At 39.7% G+C, this 23000-nt stretch carries 18 protein-coding genes; 6 read left to right on the top strand and 12 right to left on the bottom strand.

The window, feature by feature from the left end; all coding sequences use genetic code 11:
• Positions 1–314: 314 nt before the first annotated feature.
• The gene (locus FPV17_RS20845) at positions 315–1535 is read right to left on the bottom strand and encodes an IS110 family RNA-guided transposase (RefSeq protein WP_246117084.1); all 1221 of its coding nucleotides are present in this window, start codon (positions 1533–1535) and stop codon (positions 315–317) included.
• A 367-nt stretch (positions 1536–1902) separates the two neighbouring features.
• Between FPV17_RS20845 and FPV17_RS22310 the strand changes: the two genes are divergently transcribed.
• The gene (locus tag FPV17_RS22310; protein ID WP_246117085.1) at positions 1903–2784 is read left to right on the top strand and encodes an SHOCT domain-containing protein; all 882 of its coding nucleotides are present in this window, start codon (positions 1903–1905) and stop codon (positions 2782–2784) included.
• Between the two features lie 39 nt (positions 2785–2823).
• On the opposite strand, the gene FPV17_RS20855 is transcribed toward FPV17_RS22310, so the two are convergent.
• From FPV17_RS20855 to dcuS, 6 genes are all read right to left on the bottom strand, one after another.
• Complete coding sequence (locus tag FPV17_RS20855; RefSeq protein ID WP_038484369.1) at positions 2824–3216, bottom strand: ArpU family phage packaging/lysis transcriptional regulator; 393 nt, start codon at positions 3214–3216, stop codon at positions 2824–2826.
• A gap of 79 nt (positions 3217–3295) precedes the next feature.
• Positions 3296–4066, bottom strand: a complete 771-nt coding sequence (locus tag FPV17_RS20860; RefSeq protein ID WP_055736176.1) for an N-acetylmuramoyl-L-alanine amidase — start codon at positions 4064–4066, stop codon at positions 3296–3298.
• 168 nt (positions 4067–4234) lie between these two features.
• Positions 4235–5398: an NAD(P)-dependent malic enzyme gene (locus FPV17_RS20865; protein WP_144560297.1), complete on the bottom strand. Its 1164-nt coding sequence runs from the start codon at positions 5396–5398 to the stop codon at positions 4235–4237.
• A 20-nt stretch (positions 5399–5418) separates the two neighbouring features.
• Entirely contained in the window at positions 5419–6777 is a 1359-nt protein-coding gene (locus FPV17_RS20870) for a 2-hydroxycarboxylate transporter family protein (RefSeq protein WP_095151005.1), read from the bottom strand.
• Positions 6778–6873: 96 nt separating this feature from the next.
• Positions 6874–7587, bottom strand: a complete 714-nt coding sequence (locus FPV17_RS20875) for a response regulator (protein WP_144560298.1) — start codon at positions 7585–7587, stop codon at positions 6874–6876.
• Positions 7580–9211 carry a DcuS/MalK family sensor histidine kinase gene (gene dcuS, locus FPV17_RS20880; RefSeq protein WP_144560299.1) on the bottom strand — a complete coding sequence of 544 codons (1632 nt, stop codon included), beginning with the start codon at positions 9209–9211 and terminating at the stop codon, positions 7580–7582. Before dcuS ends, FPV17_RS20875 begins: the two co-directional genes overlap by 8 nt.
• A gap of 1264 nt (positions 9212–10475) precedes the next feature.
• On the opposite strand from dcuS, the gene FPV17_RS22610 reads away from it, so the two are divergent.
• From FPV17_RS22610 to FPV17_RS20895, 3 genes are all read left to right on the top strand, one after another.
• Positions 10476–10682, top strand: a complete 207-nt coding sequence (locus FPV17_RS22610; RefSeq protein WP_246117086.1) for a lactococcin 972 family bacteriocin — start codon at positions 10476–10478, stop codon at positions 10680–10682.
• 74 nt (positions 10683–10756) lie between these two features.
• Positions 10757–12910: a DUF1430 domain-containing protein gene (locus FPV17_RS20890; RefSeq protein ID WP_144560300.1), complete on the top strand. Its 2154-nt coding sequence runs from the start codon at positions 10757–10759 to the stop codon at positions 12908–12910.
• Entirely contained in the window at positions 12907–13524 is a 618-nt protein-coding gene (locus FPV17_RS20895) for an ABC transporter ATP-binding protein (protein ID WP_144560301.1), read from the top strand. Before FPV17_RS20890 ends, FPV17_RS20895 begins: the two co-directional genes overlap by 4 nt.
• Before the next feature lie 79 nt (positions 13525–13603).
• Here the strand turns inward: FPV17_RS20895 and FPV17_RS20900 are convergent, their stop codons facing one another.
• The 5 genes from FPV17_RS20900 to FPV17_RS20920 all read right to left on the bottom strand — a co-directional run bounded on the left by FPV17_RS20900 (position 13604) and on the right by FPV17_RS20920 (position 19809).
• Complete coding sequence (locus FPV17_RS20900; RefSeq protein WP_144560302.1) at positions 13604–15226, bottom strand: catalase; 1623 nt, start codon at positions 15224–15226, stop codon at positions 13604–13606.
• A gap of 106 nt (positions 15227–15332) precedes the next feature.
• Positions 15333–17048, bottom strand: a complete 1716-nt coding sequence (locus FPV17_RS20905) for an ABC transporter ATP-binding protein (RefSeq protein WP_144560303.1) — start codon at positions 17046–17048, stop codon at positions 15333–15335.
• A gap of 76 nt (positions 17049–17124) precedes the next feature.
• Complete coding sequence (gene nei / locus FPV17_RS20910) at positions 17125–17940, bottom strand: endonuclease VIII (protein ID WP_144560304.1); 816 nt, start codon at positions 17938–17940, stop codon at positions 17125–17127.
• 35 nt (positions 17941–17975) lie between these two features.
• Positions 17976–18911 carry a UDP-N-acetylmuramate dehydrogenase gene (gene murB / locus FPV17_RS20915; protein WP_144560305.1) on the bottom strand — a complete coding sequence of 312 codons (936 nt, stop codon included), beginning with the start codon at positions 18909–18911 and terminating at the stop codon, positions 17976–17978.
• Positions 18912–19188: 277 nt separating this feature from the next.
• Complete coding sequence (locus tag FPV17_RS20920; RefSeq protein WP_035397316.1) at positions 19189–19809, bottom strand: flavin reductase family protein; 621 nt, start codon at positions 19807–19809, stop codon at positions 19189–19191.
• Between the two features lie 658 nt (positions 19810–20467).
• Between FPV17_RS20920 and FPV17_RS20925 the strand changes: the two genes are divergently transcribed.
• Positions 20468–22021, top strand: coding sequence for an ABC transporter substrate-binding protein (locus FPV17_RS20925; RefSeq protein WP_186370685.1), 1554 nt, complete (start codon positions 20468–20470; stop codon positions 22019–22021).
• Between the two features lie 52 nt (positions 22022–22073).
• Positions 22074–22991: an ABC transporter permease gene (locus FPV17_RS20930; RefSeq protein ID WP_060704380.1), complete on the top strand. Its 918-nt coding sequence runs from the start codon at positions 22074–22076 to the stop codon at positions 22989–22991.
• The last annotated feature ends 9 nt before the right edge of the window (positions 22992–23000 follow it).

Genomic DNA, 23000 nt, shown 5'->3' on the forward strand with positions numbered 1-23000 from the left:
GCTTTCCGGGGACACGGCCTCAGCCTCCTCCGTGGAAAACCCGCCACTCCAGAGTCTTCAGACACGTGCTGATCCCCCAGGAGTCTTCCGATTCTCCTTCCGCCAATTTTCATATAAAACAAACGACGAACGTTCCTATTTTCAGGAATGTTCGTCATTTTGGTCTGTCTATCTACTTTTGTCCCAGCCTCTTTCCTACGTTTAGTCAATAGGGTTTTTATAATAATTCTGATGATGTTATTTTTAAATCTAGGCATAGGAAATAAACCTTATCCCTGTCTATTTTTAAATAAGGTTCCTATGGTATACTACAGTTATTGGTCCATTGAGACCGCGTGCGAGTAATCGTACTCTGTATGATTCCTAGCCATGGAATACATACACTTTATGAGCTTGTTCATACAAGCGACAACGGCAACCTTGTCCTTCTTGGGGGTAGGTTGCTTTTTTAATTTGTAATAATACTCGACAATATGATTAGGAGCTGCTTTCTGCTGGCGGATCATGTTCCGAATGATGAGATATAAAATCTTTCTCCCTTTGGGATTTCCACGTTTATTAATATGGTCTTGTCCATGATATTTGCCAGATTGATATCTGCGGATATCAATTCCCACGAAGGCGTTCACTTTTTTGTGATTTGAGAAGCGGGACAGATCACCAAGTTCCCCCATCACAAGAGCTGCACTAATTTCTCCAATACCAGGTACGCTAAGAAATAAATCAAACTCAGGAAGGTTTTTGGCCTCCTCGATCAGTTCTTTAGATACGCGTTCTTTTTCTTCTAAAAGATGAAGAAGCTGACGCGCATAGTATCGTACCTTTTGAGTTTGAACACTCTCTGTAGAGACGGCTGGGTAAGAAGAGTGAGCGTAGCTCATGATCTCGACTGCTTTCTGTTTTGCGCGATTCTGTGAAATGTTTTTTAACGTATGATTGATGAGCTGATTTTTAATTTTTGTGATACTCGACCTTAAAACAAGATCGGGATGAGGAAAGAGCGCAATCAGACTTAAAGCGTAAGGTGTAATTCGACTCGAGAAAAATTGTTCAAGCTCTGGGAAACTAAGCTGGAGTGCATTGTGTAGATACATACGCATCCGTTTAATTTCCTCTTCAATCTCTTGATAAAAACGCGAGAGGTCACGCAGATGTTGATAGATGATGGATTGCGTTTGATTTTCCTCTCTTCTGTGAAGGGAATGAGACTGAGCTAATAAGTGGGCATCGTGTTTGTCGGTTTTCCAGCTTCTGAGTGTCCCTTGCTCAAGCTGTTTTTTAGCCTCTAACGGATTAAGAATACAGTAACGTAAAGCATTCCTTTGGCAAAACGTCTCCACTGGTTTAGAATAAATCCCTGTGGCTTCAAAGACAACGGTCACACTACCTGGAAGGGTCTGAATGTGATCGAATAGCTGTTGAAATCCTAGTTGATTATGAGCAATTTCTTCTTCGTACAAACATCTTTGGTCTTGATAAATGACCGAGTAACTTTTCCCCATTGATACATCTAAAGCGACTACAAACTCCATCATTGTTCCTCTTTTCATTTAGCATTGAAAGGTCTTCACTTAATCATTCCGATTCTAATTTCCTCTACACGAGCTCAATGGCCCCAACATACTTAAACCTGATTCAGTAATGAAAGTGAAGAAGCTCGGTTTTTAATACGGATTCTAGATCCTTGAGGCTTAGGTCGAGCTTTCTTTCACCTCTCACTATACGCCTAAACGAAAAATAGTGGGTAAGATTCATCCGTCGATGATCTTACCCACTAATCTTAGTATGTTTTTTACAACAAGTGTCGAGATGTATTCAAACGCTCTACAGCCTCGTCTTTAAGAGGTTATACTATGTTAAACTACTCTAAACAATCATTTTATTGAGAAAGGACGACTCTTCATGCCACACGTTTTTAAGGGAGCTCGATCGACTGTTACCGTTCATGATGACAAACTCATAATAAGGCACGGACGATTCAAGACGTTTGGCGGTGGTGCTCGAAAAGAGGTTATTCTGCCTCTTAATGAACTTGAAGATATGGTTTTTGAGAAGCCCGGTTTTTTTCCTGGTTTTTGCTATTTTCGACGTCTAGGAGCTTCACCAAATCGAACGCGGCTTGAAGCAGCGAGTGATGAGTATACGGTTATGCTTCATTCTTCACAACATTATGTGCAACTTCAACAAGCAAAAAAACTCATTGATGATAAACAAGCACACATTGAGCCTGCAACAGAGCTTGAAGTTGATCGCATGTTTGATCGTATCGTTATGGACTCCTCTCATTCCGTTGCTTTCGATGGTATGTATGCTTCATTAGAATTAACTATGGAGACTGTCACCATTTCCTATAAACGCTTGCTTCCTTCTGGTAAGCCAAACACTACGATAATTTCTATATCGACTATCGATTCCATTACATTATCAACTGACAATGCAGGAAACGGGCTTTTTCAAATTCATCACGATAGTCAGTCTTCAAGCAGTTTACATACAGGTACTACAGAATTAAGTGAATTTCGTATTGGTAACATTAATGAATCTACTCGCTTCTCAAAAGCTAAAGAACTAATGGAACGACTAAACGTTCATTATAAAGCCAATCATAAAATACGTTACGATCCAAACGTTGACACAAATGAAAGAAAGTATATAAATTATCCAAGATCTCCACTCACTCCCCGCTCTACCGCTGATGAACTTCGCGAGTTTAAAGCCCTTTTAGACGAGGGCATTATTACAGAAGAAGAGTTTGAACAGAAGAAAGCCCAGTTACTTCGCTAATGAAATGAGCCCCTCGTTTGGATACGAGGGGCTTGCTTTTCACACGATGTAACCAGCTACGCCCATTAAATAATGAAGTTTCGCTAATGCTTTTGTTTTCAACCTGTAATACTGCCTCTCACTAATCATCATTTCCATGTATACTTGATAATCAAAACGGTCCTCTTCTAAGTAACGTCGAACGATTAATTCTCTTTCTACTTCGGAAAGTCGGTTAATACATTCCTGGATAACATCCAAAAATGCTTGACGTTCTGTTTGTTCTTGCTTCATTTCATCTTCTTGCTGCGTGAAAAAAGGTTTGCTACTCCCTGTTGAAAGTAGCGTGTACTGTGCAGTCACTTTTGGCATTTCGTCGTATGCAAGCGTAAGCTTATCTAAGTTATATTGTGCTAGCACTTGTTCTACTTTCTGCTTCTCTTCCTTTTGCAACGCAAGCCCCCCTTTACTTAGCAAAGAGAACCAATTCGTTAAAAATCAAAAAAGACGAAGTCATCACCTCGTCTTTTTTTTAACTACTTATCACAACCGCATCATATCCACGCCCACGCAGTTCATTCGCCAATGCATCCGCATTTGCTCTCACAGAAAAAGCACCTGCCTGTACAAGGAAAAGAGAACCACTTTGGACAATAATGGATTCATATCCATCTGCACGTAAGCGAGCCTGCTGTTGATCAGCATTGGCACGAACCGAAAACGCACCAACTTGAACACGATATATGGTGCCACCACCACCGCCGCTTCGCTGTAAATTAAACGCTTGCGCCAATCCGTTGACATGGCCTCTTGCTACACGATCCAAGAACGCTGGACTTCTTAACAAGTCTGCATCTGCAGCTCGATCAATAAATAGGTTTTCTGTTAATATCGCAGGCATAGTAGACGTGCGTAATACTGCGAAGTTGGCTCTTTTTTGGCCTCGGTTCGTCACGTTTAGTTGCTGCATAATCGCTGGATGGACAATCCCCTGTATACGTGCTGTTTCAGCCCCTGCATTCGTATGAATAAAGGACTCAAATCCTGTTCCACCACCTGCATTAATGTGAATAGACATAAAGTAGTTCGCATTCCAAGCATTTGCCTGCTGGGTACGATCACTTAAACTGACAAACACATCGCTTGTTCGACTCATACGCACTTCTACACCTTGATACTCACTTAGTAAAATGTCGCGAATACGCGTGGCTATTGAAAGGTTTAACGTCTTTTCCTGTAGGCCATTCCCTACTGCACCTGGGTCACTTCCACCATGTCCTGGATCTAAAAATATTCTTGTCATTTGTACATCCCCCTTATCAATTAGGTGCTCGTCCACATTCTCACTCGAATTGCGAAAAAGCATGCAGCGCTATACGCCACATGCTATTCTTATTCAAAATCTATTGATGTGTAAGGGTGTTTGCTAGACTATTCATAAAAACAGGCATTTCACTGCTAGACTAATAGCTTAGTATGAGGGTTGCATCTCTTTAGCCTCGTTAGCAACAGCTTCCGCCACAACGGTTGCAATTCTTTTATCAAACACAGAGGGTAGTATCTGTTCGGCTTCTACTGTTTCAACTAATCCTGCGATGGCTGTTGCAGCTGCAAGCTTCATAGACGTCGTAATCGCCCCTGCCCGGCTATCCAACGCACCACGAAAGATGCCAGGGAAGGCAAGCACATTGTTAATCTGGTTCGCAAAATCTGAACGCCCTGTCCCTACCACCGCCGCCCCGGCAGCTTTTGCCTCCTCTGGATATATCTCTGGTACTGGATTCGCTAAAGCAAAAACAACAGCATCTGCATTCATCATGCTCACATGATTTTTAGAAAGGGCCTTTGGTCCAGAAACACCAATAAAGACGTCTGCTCCATTTATGGCTTCATTTAACCCACCAGTTAGCTGCTTTGGATTTGTTTTTTGTGCTACTTCTCGTTGGCGAGGGTTTAGCCACGTTTCTTCTTGTTGAATAATCCCTTCTAAGCTTACGAGTGTGACATTGCTGTAGCCTGCTTCAAGTAAGAGTGAAGCTATGGATAAGCCTGCTGCACCTGCTCCATTAATGACAATCTGAGCTGATGCATCTTTTCGAACATATTGCAGTGCATTTATTACTGCCGCTAGCACAACAATGGCTGTACCATGCTGATCATCATGAAACACTGGAATGTTCAGCTCATCTTGTAATCTTTTTTCAATCTCAAAGCAGCGCGGTGCAGCAATATCCTCTAAGTTAATGCCGCCAAATGTTGGGGCAACCGCCTTCACAGTCTGAATAATCTCCTCGACATTCTTTGTATCGAGACAAAGAGGAACAGCATCTACACCAGCAAATTCTTTAAACAGAACCGCTTTTCCTTCCATTACAGGTAGCGCTGCTTCAGGGCCAATATCTCCTAAACCAAGGACGGCAGAGCCGTCTGTCACAATAGCCACTAAATTTCCTTTAATGGTTTGGTCATATACAGCAGATTTATCTTCTGCAATAAGCTTGCAAGGCTCTGCTACACCAGGTGTATACGCAAGACTCATATCGTATTCCGTTGTTAAAGGAACCGTACTCTTTAGCTCCATTTTCCCTTTTCTATGCAAAGCAATGGCTTCTTGCTTTAATTGACGTGTTTCCATGAAACACTCACTCCTTTTCTTTATAAACCTAACCAGCGTAAAATAAATGTTGCTAAGATGACCGTACCTGCTCCTCCAAGACGTGTAGCGACTTGGGCAAACGGCATAAGACTCATCCGATCAGATGCAGACAAGATCGCCACATCTCCTGTCCCCCCTAGCCCACTGTGGCAACCTGTCACAATAGCCGAGTCAACAGGATGCATATTCATCCATTTTCCAACAATATAACCGGTTGTGACCATCGTCACGACAACGGACGCACATATCAATACATAGGAAACGCTAATGATTCCTGCCACATCTTCAAGTGGAATAAATAAAAGCCCAAGTCCAACCATAAGAGGCCATGTAAAGCTCGTCGATACAAATTTATATAGATGGAAAGCACCTTGTTCCAGCTGGGACGGGATCAGCTTAAAGATCTTACAAAAAGCTGCGATAAGTATCATTAGAATCGCTGCAGGAATATGAAGGCTGCTCTCCATCAAATGCCCAAACACGTAAAAGCTACAGGCAACTAATAGACCAGCCCCCATTAAGCTGAAATTAACAGGTTTATTGTCATCCACAGAGGTAGGGATTCTATCCCCTTTTGTTTTAACGAGAACGCCATTACCTGTAAGATGCTGCTTTCTTAGACCTAACTGCTTTAATAAAGCAGCGCATATGATCGCAAAGATGTTTCCAATAATGGCAGCAGGAATCATTTGCGAAATTAAATCCGCTACAGGTGTTCCTAGGATGGCACTGTATCCAGCAGATAACGGTAGAATGCCTTCTCCAATTCCACCAGCTAGAATCGGGACAACAATAAAAAATAACGTATGCTTTGCTTCATACCCAAATAACATACCAACACCTACGCCTGCTGCAACCGCCGTTACCGTGCCGAGTACAAGCGGCACAAGCATTTTCGTGATGCCTTGCATGAGCACTGTCCGATTCATGCCGAGAATACTTCCTGCTACAAGACAAGCAATATAGAAATAAAGGAAATTCGAAGTTGTCATTAAATTTGATACAGCATTCACAGTTGTTTCATTTAATAAGTTAAAAAACATAAACGCTGATGGTACGAATAGAGCTAGAATAGCCGGTCCACCGATACTACGAAAAATAGGAATACGCGATCCAATTTCCCCTAATAACATTCCGACAACCATAATGATGGCAAAGCCACCAATCATATCTGCAGGTAACTTTTGAAAATAGGCAGCTAATAATACGATTGTCGCAACAGCAACATAAATAGGAACAGGCAACACGCCAATTTTCCAATGTATAGGGTTCCAACGTTGAGATTTAGAATCATTTGTATGATGACTATCAGATGTAACCGTTTTTAATTGTTCCAAGCTGAACACCTCCTGCTTCATACTGTAATAGTAGGAGGTCGGTCGTTTTTTAGATAGATTTTGTAAATAAGAACCTTCTTTTTGAAACTAAAAAAAGCAGCTCAATGGTAAGCTGCTTCATAAAAATGCTTTTATACGTTGCTTGTGTTCATATTTAAGCTTATAAAGATGAATAGGCCTGCCAATCGAACCATAAGTAGGCTGCAGCTCAAGCACATCCCATTCAAGTAAAAATGTTAGATATTTTTTCACTGACACACGGGAAATACACGCATGTAAGGCTACATCTTCTGTAGAGAAGCTATTTTGACCAACTCGTTCTATTGCTTGCCATACCTGTCCAAGTGTTTCCTTAGTCAAACCCTTTGGCAGGTCGATTTTTGCGTTTTTTTCGTTATCTTTTCGAAACCACAGTTCATCTAATTCTTGCTGACTAACCGGCTCTTCCTTCGTCCAAATGGTTTGCTTCTTCTTAAAATGCATGAGCGCTTCTTGAAAACGTTCAAATTGATACGGTTTTATTAAGTAGTCAACGGCACCATGGCGTAGTGCGGTCTGTATGGATTCTTTATCAGATGCAGCGGTTAATACGATCACATCAGCCGCCACACGCTGTTGCCGTAATTCCGTTAACAATGTCAAGCCATTCTCTCCTGGCATGTAAACATCTAATAAAATAAGACGTATATGTGGATAGTGAGTAAGAGCTTTTCTCGCCTCCTCTACATTTCTAGCGTGAGCCACTAACTGGAAACCAGCTACATCTTTAAGGTAATTGGTTGTTACTTCAGCGACCATAGGATCATCTTCTACAATGAGCACGTCAATCATCAGTATCGCTCCTTTTTATTTCGTGCAGTGGCATAAATACCGCAAATGTTGTTCCTTGTCCCTTTTCGCTTTGAACCGTCATAGAGCCTTGTATCTGTTCAACACTTTGCTTTACTAAAGACAATCCGTAGCCACGGTTCAACCCTTTTGTAGAGTAGCCCTGCTCATACATGTTTTGTAATTCATCTGCATTCATCCCTGGCCCATTATCGGAAATATAGATAATCAGCTCTTCTTCTATAACAAACAACTTTAAGCGAACGACTCCTTTCTCTTGATTCACCACTGCATCAAATGCATTATCAATCAAGTTTCCAAGAATCGTTGTTAATTCCAGTGCTTGTTCATTTGTAGCGAATGATTGAATTGCTGTGTCTATGGAGATGTCTAACTCTACACCTCGTTCACGCGCATAGCTTTTCTTTCCTAGCAATAAGCCTGCTAAAACAGGCTCTTTTAATTTTATCGTTACTTCGTTCACTTCTACTAATTGATTTCCTGTAATTTGCTGCACGTAGGACTCTAGCTTTTCATATTCCTTAGAATGAAGCATTCCTAAAATGATTTGCATGCGGTTCATAAATTCATGGGTCTGTGAACGGAGTGTAGACGCATACGTTTTCACCCCTGTTAATTGCTCTGCTAGCTGCTTCATTTCAGTCTTATCCCGAAACGTGGCAATTGCTCCAATGATGTGATTGTTCAAATGAACAGGTACACGATTCACAACGATCGTCAAGTTATTCAATGACTGCTCTTGGTTGTATTCAGGCTTACCACTCTCTATCACATGTCTAAGTCTAGAGTTTTGCATATACGTTTCTACTTTTACACCGACTGCATTTGGTGGCAGGCCAGCACGTTCAAAGATCGTTTGAGCGGATTTGTTTACGAGGGTAATACTCCCTGTTGCATCCACTGCGATCATACCTTCTATCGTCGATTGAAGCATGGCGCTTCGCTCTTCCAGTAATGTGGCAATCGCTTTTGGCTCTAAGTTAAAAAGGGTTCGTTTAATATAGCTTGCTAACCATATTGCCCCGACTAAACCTACTAATAAGCCAAAGAAAGTACCGATGAATAAGTTCGTCCGATTAGCAGAAACTGCTTCTTCTACCTTATCGAGTGAGATTCCCACTGCTACGGCACCAATTTGTTGCTGTTGTTCATTATGAACGGGCGTAAACGCACGCAGCGAACGTCCTAATGTCCCTTCTGAAATGGATAGGCTTTCTTCTCCAGTGGTTAGTACCGTCTGCTCATCTCCACCAACAAAATGAGCTCCGACTTTCTCTCTTTCAGGATGGGCATAACGAATACCATCCATGTTCATCACAACAATAAATTGAACATCTGTCTCATCCATCAGTGTTTCTATATAGGATTGAACCGATGTTGCCTCTTCTTCTATAAGTGCCTCTTGCACAATGGGTGTCAATGCCACAACCTTTGCTAACTGCTGCGCTTTGTTTGTTTGGTTTTCCTCTACTTCTTCTTCAATTGTATTGTGGACAAGTAAGTCTGTGACAAGCAAAGAAAGAATCACAACAATGAAGACGAGCAGAAAAATCGTTGTTTTTAACGTTAAGCGGACGCGCATCATATTAGCCAAACGATTACTCATCTATATGGGTCCTCCATTCCTTACAGTTTCCCTCGCAGTATAGCATAAAGGAAGGGGTGGGGACGCAGGCAGTCGACAATCATGGTAAAAATTGTATCGCAAAATGATCTTTTTTCGTTATAATAATGTATCATCATTTACGCTTTATCAACATATATAAAGGAGCAGAAATCATTGTCAAACTACTCATCTTCAGAACGTGCGCTACATAGCAAAGAAGATCTTGTTCGCTTGCTCTTCGTTTGTATTGTCGGGCACTACTCGGTTTTCTTGATAAATATTCAGCCTATTTGGATTTTTTCTTTTTTTGATACAACAACTGATTTTTGGCTCGTACTGCTTACATTCATTGCGTTTTATAGCCGCACAAAAAGAACTGCCGCGCTAAACACTTTTTCTTTTTACTTTCTATGGTTGCTGCTTATTATACAACGTATTACCTTACACTCTATTTTGTACCGTGGTCATTACTCACCTTCTGGATCATATGCGCGCTCATTGTGCCTATATACAGTCTCTTCATTCATCATGCGCGGCAAAATACAATTGTTTCAATGCTCATTATGAGCATACCGATCGCTTTATTAATGCAAAGAGGGCAATATCTTTTATCAGATTGGGTCAGAGACTCGACCGTTGACATCGTCATCCTGTTTAACGTTTTGTCGGCGCTTCTTATTTTCATACTGCTATCCCGCGGTTTGAAAAATAAACTAATCTTATTCGTTTTATCGGCATTGTTTTTCTACCTATTTGAGTTTCTATATGTTTTTCAATATCTTCCTTTTTAGTATGTAATCGAAACTAAATTCCTTTGAAAGTTTAGCAAGCAGTGTGATCTCCACAAACTTTTGTGGAGAGAGTGTCCAAGTGCTGTTTGTTCTTTATGATAATGACTTCAGACCCGAATTTGCGTAAGCTACCTTTTAGATATGCCATCAATGATATGCGTTAAATGTGTAAAAAAAAAAGTATCTTTCAGAAAATGACTTAATTTTACAATAAATCATGTTATATTAACCCTAACAACTATGAAACTACATAAAAAACTTAATAAGGAGATGATTAGAATGAAGAAAACGTTCTAAAGAAAAGTACGGTCGGTGCAGCTCTAACAAGTATCATTGTAGCAGGAGGGTTCTTAAGTGCTTCTGCAGAAGACACTCCCAATCAGTCGGAATTAATAACTGAAGATTTCGGTATAGCGGAAAGTTACGTTAGTGATGATCCTAATGAAATTTCTACATTAGCAACGTCTGGAAATATGGACGGCGGCTATTGGATTAGAGGGAAGAGAAATGGTGATGTAATATCTGAGTATAAACACTATAAGAAAGAAGGACGAGCATCCGTTACAAATGGTAGAGGGTATCATGACGATGGTGGATGGAAGGCTAAAGAAAAATGGAGTAGAGCTTCTAAAGATTGGACATTTAGAGGTATTAATAAAGCTTATTATGATAATAGATAATTTCCCTAGCTACTAACTATAGTGATAGTACAAGAGTATGATACTCTTGTACTTATTTTAACGGAGGTTATAAAGTGAAGAAAGCATTAAGTTTTTTATTAATTCTTGTATTTTTCTTAAGTACCTACCTTTTCGCTGGTTTATTAGAAGAGTATAAATTTGATACACTTCTATATAAAGATAGAAGCGCAGTAGCATTTAACTTTTCAGATTATGAAGAAGATGCAAATGAATTATTGCAGCAAGCAGCACGTGAGTATAACGTGAGTATTTCCAAATATGTCTTTATTGATCCAGAAACAGCACGAATATTTACAACAGATGTGACCTTAAATAATCGTATTAACCTTCTTGAAGGTATTTTTCCTGAACAAGGATCAAAACAGTTTATTACAACAGAGGAAACTAGTAATAACAGTAGCGGTTATTTTCAATCTGGAAATCGGAACGTTTCTTTAGATGTTTATCACTTGGAAAGTCAAAGACAAGCAGCCGCAAGTGGCATTTATTATCTTGAAGGTGATCGTACAGAGTCAATCATGCAGGTAATAGCTTATATGGAATCAAACGGTGTATTTGCTGAAGTGATGGAACTTCATATATCTCCTGTCGTTATTGAAGAGCCACTCGCTTTTTCTTTAACACCATTAGCAATCTTTTTAACAGCACTTGGTATCGTTGCGTTTTACTTCATGAATAGAAGTGGCGAAATTATTTTGTTGAAAGTGAATGGCTATTCTTATCGAAAAGTAGTTTTTACATATGCAAAAAAACTAGCTCCAGCTTTGTTAATAGCCGCTGTGATCGGCTACTCTCTTTTTAACGCTGCAAGTTTTTTAGTAAATGGGTACGTCACGAATTTTTTATCTTTATTAGGCTACTACCTAATCCTTTTTGCTATCGTTGTTAGTATGATTTTACTGTTTTCATCGCTTCTATTAGTTTTCTTTTACTTCTTTGTTAACAATTATCAAGCATTAAAAGGAAAGAAACCGTATAGTGCTTTAATGGCAATCAGTTTTGTGTTGAAAACGGGATTCTTATTAGCGGTTTTATTCTCATTAGCTCAATTAAACTCAACCCATTCATCTCTGAAAGAATACCAAAATAATCTTCAAATATGGGATCAAACAGAGAATCTATATAGAACCAATTTAATGTCCACTGGTTCAGTTAGTCTAGAAACTGAATACGAACAAAATCAAAATCTCAAGAATGTCTACAGCGATTTAAACGAGCGTCTAAATGGTTTTATTATGGATGCAAGTAACTATGAACTTATGGGCGACGGGCGTTACTTATATGAAGCGAATACAGAAGGAGAGAGAACTGAAACTAATCCAAGTGGAAAAACGATAACAATCAATGAAAATTACTTAAATTATAATCCTATAGAGGCAGTCGAAGGAACAGTAGAAAACCAGTTCATTGATGAAGAGAAAACACTTAACCTTTTAGTTCCTCAATCTCTTGAACGTTACGAAGAAGAAATCAAAGATAACTTCCAAAACTATTTCTATTTTCAAGCTGTAGAAGTAGAGAATATATACAATGAAGCAAGAAATTCAGAAGAAAATACGACTCCTTTAGAAGCGTACAATATAGAAATAATCTATGTTAAGGACGGTCAAAAATATTTTACATTTAATCCCGAATACGAGGGCAGTAGTGAATATTATGTCGAAAATCCAATTGCGATTGTCGATAATGGACAATTTGATTCTTCATATTATATGAGCTACCTGTCCAGAATTTACTATTTTTTCACAGAAGATGAAAATCCATTAGGCGAATTGGATACCATTGCAGCAGAAAATAATGCTTCTGCACAAATAAACAGTATTGAGTCTATATACGATACATATGGACAGACAATACAGCAGCTTATCACTACTCAATACTTTCTCTTAGTTGCGATTATTCTCTTGTTTATCGGCGTGTTTACGATGAGCATTTACTACACACTTTGTTACTTTTATAAAAACTCAATGAAGATACTTATGCAAAAAATTCATGGCTTTACACTTCTAAAAAGCCATAAATATTTGTTTTTATTACACCTATTCGTTTATATTCTGCTGCTCATTGTTGCGGTTTCTCTAGAACAGTCTCTCTTATTTATTATTTTGTTACTAGGTTTGCTTTTAGATACGCTCTTAACAGTCTTTTTAAGTAAGCGTTACGAAAAAATCATGCATGTAAAATTAAAGAAAGAGGGTCAACTATGATCACAGCTAATCGAATATCAAAGTCTTTCAGCAAGAACACAATACTTCAGGATTTTTCTTTAACCATTAATCAAGGAGAGTTTTTGTCTCTAACTGGAGAAAGTGGAACAGGGAAAACGACTTTAATTAACTTGTTAAGTTTATTAGAAACACCTGACAATGGCGATATTACATTTGACGGCATTAAAAATCCGAATCTAAAACAAAGGATGCTCTTGCAAAGAAATCAATTTGGCTATTTGTTTCAAAATTTCGCTTTAGTAAGTAATGACACTGTCGAGAGCAATATTAAGCTATCGTTAGCTTATCAGAAAAAAGGAAATAAACAGGAGAAAATAAGAGATGCCCTTGATAAAGTAGGATTAGCGGGTTATGAGAGGAAAAAAATATACACTTTAAGCGGTGGTCAGCAGCAGCGTGTAGCGCTTGCAAGAGTCATTGCCAAAGATCCTACATATATATTTGCAGACGAACCTACTGGTAATCTTGATGTCAAAAATAGAGATCTTATTTTTGACCTCCTACTCTCTTTAAATAAAATGGGGAAAACGATTGTAATGGTAACACATGATTTAGAGTTAGCTGCTAAAACTTCTCAAAGCATCAATTTATAAATTAAATCAACTTTTAAAACACCCTCCGCGCCTCCACTTGTGACAGTGTGTACGCGAGAGGGTGTTGCTACTTACTTAATTAATACGGATCAGAAGGCTGACTGTCGCTTTGCGCTTCGTCTACTTTCTCTGCTTGACGGTCTTTCATGCTTTCTCGCTCTTTATGAATGGCTTCTTTTAGTCGCTTCCCATAATCCGCATCCGCTTCTGTTACATTCGTAATCATTTGTTCTCGTACGGCATCATGAACATCTGCAAGAGCGGAAGATAAATTGGAAATTAACTCGTCCTTTTCCCAATCCGCTAAGCGACGGTATGTTTCGCCCGCTTGTCCAAAGTTGTTCGGCCGGTCGATTGCCTCACCTTTCACTTCACCAGATACATGCGGTGTATGTTCTTTGCCTGTTTTTTCTGCCTCTTTTAACCCACCGATTACAGACGGCTCATAGTTAATATGGGGATTGTTGCTAGGCGGTGAATCCACTTGATACGTCATCTGTCCATCCCGCTGATTCGTCGCAACGCGCTTTTTAGGTGCATTTATCGGTAGCTGCAAGTAGTTTGCACCGACACGATAACGCTGTGTGTCTGAATAAGAGAACGTACGGCCTTGTAAAAGCTTATCATCAGAAAAATCTAGTCCATCCACTAGCACACCTGTACCAAATGCCGCTTGCTCTACTTCTGCAAAGTAGTTTTCTGGATTTTTATTTAACACCATTTTTCCAACTTTATGCCATGGGTATTGATCCTTATACCAAAGTTTCGTTGGATCAAGTGGATCAAAATCAAGCTCAGGATGATCATGGTCTTCCATAATCTGAACATAAAGTTCCCATTCTGGATAATTGCCTTCTTTAATTGCATCATACAAATCTTGAGTTGCATGGTTAAAATTCTGACTTTGAATTTCATCTGCTTCTTTTTGCGTTAAGTTTTTAATGCCTTGAACAGGCTCCCAGTGGTATTTCACAAGAACTGCTTTTCCTTCTTCATTTATCCAACGGTAGGCGTGAACACCAGACCCTTGCATAGTTCGATAGTTTGCAGGAATGCCCCAAGGAGAAAACAAAAACGTAATCATATGAGTCGCTTCTGGGCTTTGTGATACAAAATCAAAGAACCGTTCCATACTTTGACGATTTGTCACTGGATCAGGCTTAAAGGCATGAACCATATCAGGAAACTTTAATGGATCACGAATAAAGAAGATTTTTAAATTATTACCAACTAAATCCCAATTCCCATCTTCTGTATAAAATTTAATCGCAAACCCTCTTGGGTCTCTCAATGTTTCTGGTGAATGTGTACCATGAATGACAGTTGAAAATCGAACGAATACAGGGGTTTGCACTTCGGTATTTGTAAATACTTTTGCTCGTGTATAGGTAGAAATTGCTTCGTCTCCAACTTTTCCATACGATTGAAAATAGCCATGTGCACCGGCTCCTCGACCGTGTACAACGCGTTCCGGAACACGTTCTCTGTCAAAGTGACTTACTTTTTCTAAGAAATCATAGTTTTCAAGTGTTGTTGGACCACGGTTCCCTACCGTACGAACGTTTTGATTGTCCTTTACAGGGTGACCTTGACGATTGGTAAGCGTTTCGTCTTTTTCATTCGCTGCTTTACGCTTGTCGAGAGAGTCGCCTGCACCTGTCACACCTGTTCCAAATGAGGGGGACTTATGTTTCTCATCCATTTTACACAGCTCCTTTATCATTCTTTCATCTCTATCATTACCAAATGAAGGGAGCCTATTCACCAAAAAAGCAAATCATCCTAGAATGATTTGCTTCTCCATTTTACTATTGTTTAATTTGAATACTATTTAACGTTGCAAAGACACCGTTTTTCTCTATTAATTCATCGTATGTTCCTTGCTCAACAATACCGTCTTTTGTCACAACGACAATATGATCTGCATGACGAATGGTTGCCAGTCGGTGCGCAATTACAAGTGTTGTACGATCCTCAGCCAGTTCTTTTAGTGATTGCTGAATGAGCGCTTCTGTCTCCGTATCTAAAGCAGATGTCGCTTCATCTAAGATTAAGATTGGAGGATTTTTCAAGAACGTTCGTGCAATGGCAATACGCTGCTTCTGTCCGCCAGATAGTTTCAAACCACGTTGACCAATTTGCGTATCATATCCATTCGGAAGGGACTCAACAAGCGCATCTAAGTTCGCGAGTTTTGCAGCATGGTAAATGTCTTCATCGGTTGCGTTTAAATTACCGTAACGAATATTTTGTCTCAACGTTCCCCCGAATAAAAAGACATCTTGCTGTACAATGCCAATTTGCGAACGGAGCGATTCTTTCGTCATATCCGTAATATTGATGCCATTAATCGTAATCGTCCCACTATTAATATCGTAGAATCGTGGAATTAAAGAACTAATGGTTGTTTTTCCAGCTCCAGATGGACCAACAAAAGCAACTGTTTTTCCTGCTGGAATGACTAAATCAACATTCTTTAATACTGGTCGGTTTTCTTCATAACCGAACGTGACATTGTCAAATTCAATGGCACCATCTAAAATAGGCGCAGGTGTTGCGTCATCTTTATCAACAACATCTACTTCTTCATCCATTAATTCAGTGAATCGCTTAAAGCCAGCCATTCCTTTTGGATATAATTCAAGTATGGCACTGATTTTCTCAATTGGCTTGAATAAGATATTGATGTATAGAATGAAAAGAACAAATTCCCCTACATCAATCGTCTCAACATAAAGTAGCCATGCACCGTAAATTAGCACGGATAAAATCATTAAACGTGTCGCCAAAAAGATCCCTGAAGACGTGTAGCCCATTACTTTATACCCGCCTACTTTAGCATTACGAAAGCGTTTATTGTTTTCACGGAACGTCTCAACTTCATGAGCCTCATTCGTAAACGATTGAACGACACGCATACCAGATACGCTGTCTTCTACTCGTGCGTTTACATCACCAATTTCTGCATACATCTTTCTCCATGCTTTATTCATTTTAATATTGGTATATGTAATTAAAGCAATTAAAATGGGAACAAAAATTAAAGCAATAAGTGCTAAGTTTGGATTTACATAGAACATGATGCTAAATGCACCAACGAACGTCATGACCGCAATAAATAAATCTTCCGGCCCATGGTGCGCGAGTTCGCCAATATCAAATAAGTCATTTGTAATTCGACTAATAATATGACCTGTTTTTGTGTTATCAAAGAAGCGAAACGACTGCCGCTGTACACTTTCAAATAAATCTTGTCGCATGTCTGTTTCAATATTGATTCCTAACTTATGCCCAAGGAAGTTTACATTGTACTGTAAATAAGCACTAATTAAGTAGGTAGCCAATAAACCTCCGGACACCCATACAACGGTTCCCCATTCTTGTTCAGGCAATAGTGTATTAATAAACCACTGCACGACAAGCGGGAAAATTAAATCTAAAATTGCCACTACGATGGCACTAAAAAAGTCAACATAAAATAAGCGCTTATGCGGAACGTAGTAAGCAAAAAAGCGTTTTAACATGATTTACCTCTCTCTCTGCCTAATCAGCAGACCCCTCCTTAATTTAACGAAAGGAAACAAAAAATGCAAAGGTTATTTACTGACAATAAGGACAATAATACAATCTTCGTCCATTTTTCGTTACTTTCACAATCGTTTCCCCACAGGCATAGCATAATTTACCTTCACGGTTAAACACATAGTGGCGATAATCGCGACGCTTTTTCCCTGCATTCCTTAATTCAGTCGCCAATGCATGCTCCACGGTTATGCCTTCTGTTTCATAAGAGCGCTCCGGCAACGTAATAAGTGCTTCTGCCATCGCATGTTGCTGCTCATCTGAACAGTCACTTGGTTTAGCATCAGGGGAGATGCCTGTTACATAAAGCAGTTCACTTCGTAAATAGTTGCCATTTCCAGCTACGAAGCTTTGATCTAGCAGTAGAGCGCTCCACGATCGGTTTTTAAACGCGCTTGATTGCATACGCTCTAAAAGGATGGATTCGGTTACGTCATCAGACAAAACATCTGGTCCGGCTTTCGAAATAAACGGATGGTTGACGAGCTCGTCTGTTTTTAGAACATCAATATCAGACGCACTATACAGCAGCGCTGCTTTTTTTTCTGTATAGAGCGCCAAACGTAACTGCCGTTTTGTTTTTGGATACGTAAACGCCTTTCGGATCATCCATTTTCCATATAATTGATTATGTGAGTAAATGCTATATCCATTAGAAAAATGAATAAGCATGGCTTTTCCCTTCGTTCGTACCGCCTCTACCTTAGCAGCCACCAAATGGTCTTCGTGTTCTTTTAAATGTGGAAAAGCAAAATAGACTTCAACAAGTGTTTGTCCTTTGACAGCTTGTTCCACTTCAAATGCGGCTCTTCTAATTTCTGGACCTTCCGGCATGACGCTCCTCCCTACATAAAAGGAAGCCCCGTTAATTACTCATTAACAGGGTCTTCAAGATCTTCTCCTATTGTAATGACTTCCGTTTCCAGCATAACGCCAAACGTTTCATGTACTTTTTCACGCACATATTGAACGAGATTCATGTAATCTGTCGCTGTTGAGCCATCGACATTCACAATAAAACCAGCATGCTTTTTTGATACTTCAGCCCCGCCAATTCTTGTACCTTGTAAACCACTTTCTTGTATTAACTTTCCTGCGAACATTCCCGGTGGTCGCTTAAAGACACTGCCACACGAAGGGTATTCGAGCGGTTGCTTTGTCTCTCTTGCAATCGTTAGTTCATCCATTTTTTGTTTAATTTGAACTGCATCGCCTTTTTCAAGTAACATCGTACCTTCTAACGCAATATAACGTTTTTTCGAGAACACGCTTTTACGGTAGTCAAACTCAAACTCATCTTTTTGAAGTGTGAGAAACTCGCCTTCTTCCGTTAGTACAAGCACACTGTCCAGTACGTCTGCAATTTGACCTCCGTAGGCACCAGCATTCATATAAAAAGCACCGCCAACGGTTCCTGGAATACCACATGCAAATTCAAGACCAGTTAACGACTGAGTTAACGCTTCTCTTGAGGCGCCAATAATGGTCGCACCTGTTTGCGCAATCATTTTTGTTCCTGCAATCGTAATCTGATTTAACTGTTTTAGGCAGAGGGTAATGCCTCGTATTCCACCGTCTTTTACAATGACATTTGATCCGTTCCCGAGTAACGTAACCGGAACTTGATGGGCATGCGCAAATCGCAAAACAAGCTGGGTCTCTTCATAGGTGTTTGGCGTAATAAATAAATCTGCTAAACCACCCATTTGCGTATACGTATGCTTGTAAATTGGTTCGTCTTGTCGTACCACTTCATTCGGTAGTTCATTTAGTAATGCTTCACAGCGTTCTATATATTCGTTCATTATCATCGTCCTCTAATTAAGGTCATCATTCACTTACCTTTTAAACGATATGCCTAGTGTACCTATATGCATCCGTTATGGTGAATGTGCCCGATTTGCCTCCTTTTATACTACACAGGATAGGCGTAAACAGTATCTTCCCTATTATGAAGGAAAACCTTACAAAAAAACAGACCAAACTTCTAATTTGGCCTAAGCACACTGACAAACATAATGGAATTCTGCCTCAGAGAATGATGCCTACATTTAGTTGAATAGGTTTCGGTAAAACCCCGATCTATTCCGGTCGTTTTAATGAAAAGAATTCACCTAATCCGGCGTAGTTCGGTCCAGATAGACGTGCAACAGGCTTCAACTGGGCAGGAAGTACGTAATTCTTTTCTTTGTCATATACGGTTTCGTCTAAATGCATCACCTTTACTCTAGCGATAAGTAAGTCGAACGATATTTCTCCTTCATCGTTATGAATTGGCAAGTGTGATTCAAGCTGGCATTCAAAACGTACTAAGGCCTCTTTAATTCCTGGTACTTGAATCGACGTGCTCTCTACAAGACTAAGGGAGGTTAAATCAATTTCACTTTCCTCAGGCTTTAGCGTAGCAGCCGTTTGATTCATATCGGACACAAGTTCCTCGTGAACCGCATGAATAACAAGCTCCTTCGAGGCAACTGCATTTCGAGCTGTATCTTTCATCATTCCATTTTTTCTCCCTACAGCAATTGAAAGCAACGGAGGATCACCAGCCAACATGGAAAAAAAACTAAAAGGAGCTGCATTCGTTTTTCCGCTCTCAGTAGATCTTGTCGTCACAAACGCAATTGGACGTGGAATCACTGTACCACTTAAAAGTTTATAGCGTTCTTTTGCCGTTAAATTCATTACATTAATTTCATGCATCTACGAATTCCTTTCTCACTTAGGTTAATTATCTCGTTATCGATAGATTAGAAAAAAAAAGCCAGCGGATTCCCTAATGATCCTTAAACAGGTAGTATGTTCCAGTGAATGAATCCTTCGTATTGTCTCTTAAAAAATATTTATTTGATTTATTTTATTATACAACAACGCTGTTTTACAATCGTTTCTCTTTAACCATTTCATCGCTCCTATCCTCATCATGTTGTTAAGAAATTCGCTTTCTATATCCAATTAGAATTTATTTTATTTGTATATAAAAAATGTCATGTTCACCTTGTAAGCGCTGTTGATCTTTTTCCGTACGCAAACTAGCTCTTTTTTCTAGTTTCTAACAATCAACTGTTTAGAGACGAATATTCATTTCTATTCCCAAATCAATTTTCGTAAAATTCATACGCTAGCTTTACAAAATCTCAAATTGAATGAAGTAAAAATTTAGTAAAATAAACTTTTCTACTAAAGTTTTTTTCTGTTTTTGTTTTTAAAACGCTAATTGACTGAATTTTATATAGTCGTTATACTCTGGAATAACTTTCTCATCTTTTTTCATTTTTTCTAACACTTTTTTTAATGATGAAGCTAAAGATGAAACTGTTACTGCAAGAATGGCAACTTATGCGAGAAGGGGGAAACGTTTTTGAAGAAGATTAGTGCATTACTTTTAGGGGTCAGTGTATGTTTAGCAGCATGTGGAGGAGAGACAGAAGATGTTCAGTCTCTTGATGAAGGAGCTGCCTCTATTGATGAAGAGAACAGAACATTAACCATTGCTTTAGGAACTGATGTCGTCTCGTTTGATATTCATGATCATAATAATACGTCTACCGAGGCTGTGCACGACAACATGTTTAACTATTTATTTAAACGGGATAGCCAAAACGAGATACAACCAGAACTTGTAGATACGTATGAGCACATTGATGATGTAACGGTAGAAATGACATTAAAAGAAGGAGTCACCTTCCACAATGGCGATCCACTAACGTCAGAAGACGTGAAGTTTACACTTGAACGTGTGGCAAATGATGACACATTGCAAGAGTATCCTAACTATCGTCAAATAAAAGAAGTGGACATTGTTGATGACTTAACATTCCGAGTCATTACGCATGAAGAGGAACCTTCCCTATTCCACCGACTATCGAGATTGGGTTCAAGCATTCTTCCAAAAACGTACATAGAAGAAGAAGGATGGGATCACTTCTTAGCTAATCCGATTGGAACAGGACCCTACCAGTTTGAGGAATGGGTACGCGATTCACAAGTTGTCATGACGCCATATACTGAATATTTTGAAGGTGAAGTGGATGAATGGGATGAAGTCATTTTCCGTGTCATACCAGAAAATTCTACACGCGTATCTGAACTTTTAACTGGCGGTGTGGATATTGCCGTTAACGTACCTCCTGCAGATTGGGACCGTGTTAATGGAAATGCAGGTACATCGATGGCATCAGAAACGTCTAACCGAACGATGATGCTCATTCTCCGTGCTACAGAAGGGTTTCCAACAGCTGATGTTAGAGTTCGTCAAGCACTCAACCTAGCTATTAACAATGAGGCTATTACAGAGAACGCCCTTCGAGGCGGGGGCGTACCAACAAGAACGAGAGTTGCTCCTGGCAATTTCGGAGCGGAAGAATCCTTGTATGATTCATATGATTATGATGTCGAACAAGCTCAAGCCCTTATGGATGAAGCTGGTTACCCTGATGGATTTGAAATGACGCTACATTCCCCGCGTGGACGCTATTTGCAAGATGCTGAAATCGCAGAACTTGTAGGCGGCATGCTAAAAGCCATAAATGTAGAGGTTACGGTTGAATTTATGGAGTGGAGTAATTTCGTGGAAATGCGTCAAGCTGGCACGAACAAAGATGCTTATTTAATTGGTTTAGGTAACTCCATGTTTGATGGCGCGTATGCAGTGGACTGGTATCGAGGAGATCGTTTCGTTGGTGAAACGGACTATCAAAACGAAGAAATAGATGCATTGCTTGATGCTTCTGCAATCAATATGGATGATGCAGAGCGTGCTGAACAGATTCAGGAAATTCAGCGTATTGCTAATGAGGAACAGCCCCACATTATGCTTCACCAAGAAACCGTCAATTATGGAGTCAATGATCGGGTCAACTTCTCACCTGCAATGGATGAAATGATTTATGTTCCATCCATCTCAAAAAACTAATTGTAACGGCCAGGGAAATCCTGGCCTTTCCTAAGAAAAAGGAGGCGACGATTTGGGTTTATTTTTATTGAAACGCCTTGCGCAAATCATCCCTGTTCTACTTATTATTTCGTTTATCGTATTTGCACTTGTTTTTATAGCCGGTAATCCTGTGGCGCTTATGCTGCCGGACGATGCCTCTCAAGAAGATATTGCTCAATTAACCGCTTCTCTCGGTCTTGATAAACCTTTTATTGTCCAGTACGGTCACTATTTACTTAACTTGGTACAAGGAGACTTTGGGGAATCATTTCGATACAGCACAAGTGCACTGCCTCTTGTACTCGAACGACTTCCAGCCACATTGGAGTTAGCTATAGCAGCAATGATTATTGCTGTTACGGTAGCCATTCCTCTTGGTATTTGGTCTGCTACACAACAAAATACACCGTTAGACTTACTTGCTTCAGGCGGAGCAGTACTTGGAAAAGCCATGCCTAATTTCTGGTTAGGTATTATGCTCATTTTACTGTTTTCTGTCACGTTGGGATGGCTACCCGTATCAGGAAGAGGAACATTCGCTCATTTACTTTTACCTGCCATCACACTTGCAACTGGCATTGCAGCCGAAATTACACGGTTGCTACGCTCCAATATGATCGAAATTTTAAATCAAGATTATATCCGCACTGCTAAAAGTAAGGGAATTCGCAATCTTTTTGTCGTTTACAAACACGCATTTCGTAATTCATTAATCCCCCTAATTACCATCACCGCACTTCAAACGTCAACGGTGGTCGGTGGGACGTTAATTACGGAAACCGTCTTTTCTTGGCCTGGTCTTGGACAGTTGTTAATACAAGCCGTAAATACAAGGGATATGGCTATTGTTCAAGCATGCGTATTTGTCATTGCCATTCTAGTAATTTTAATGAATTTGCTTGCTGACATTTTGTACAGGCTGTTAGATCCGCGGATTAAATATGACTAAAGGAGGCCT

The sequence above is a fragment of the Shouchella miscanthi genome (assembly GCF_007725405.1).
GTDB classification, from domain to species: domain Bacteria; phylum Bacillota; class Bacilli; order Bacillales; family Bacillaceae_D; genus Shouchella; species Shouchella hunanensis.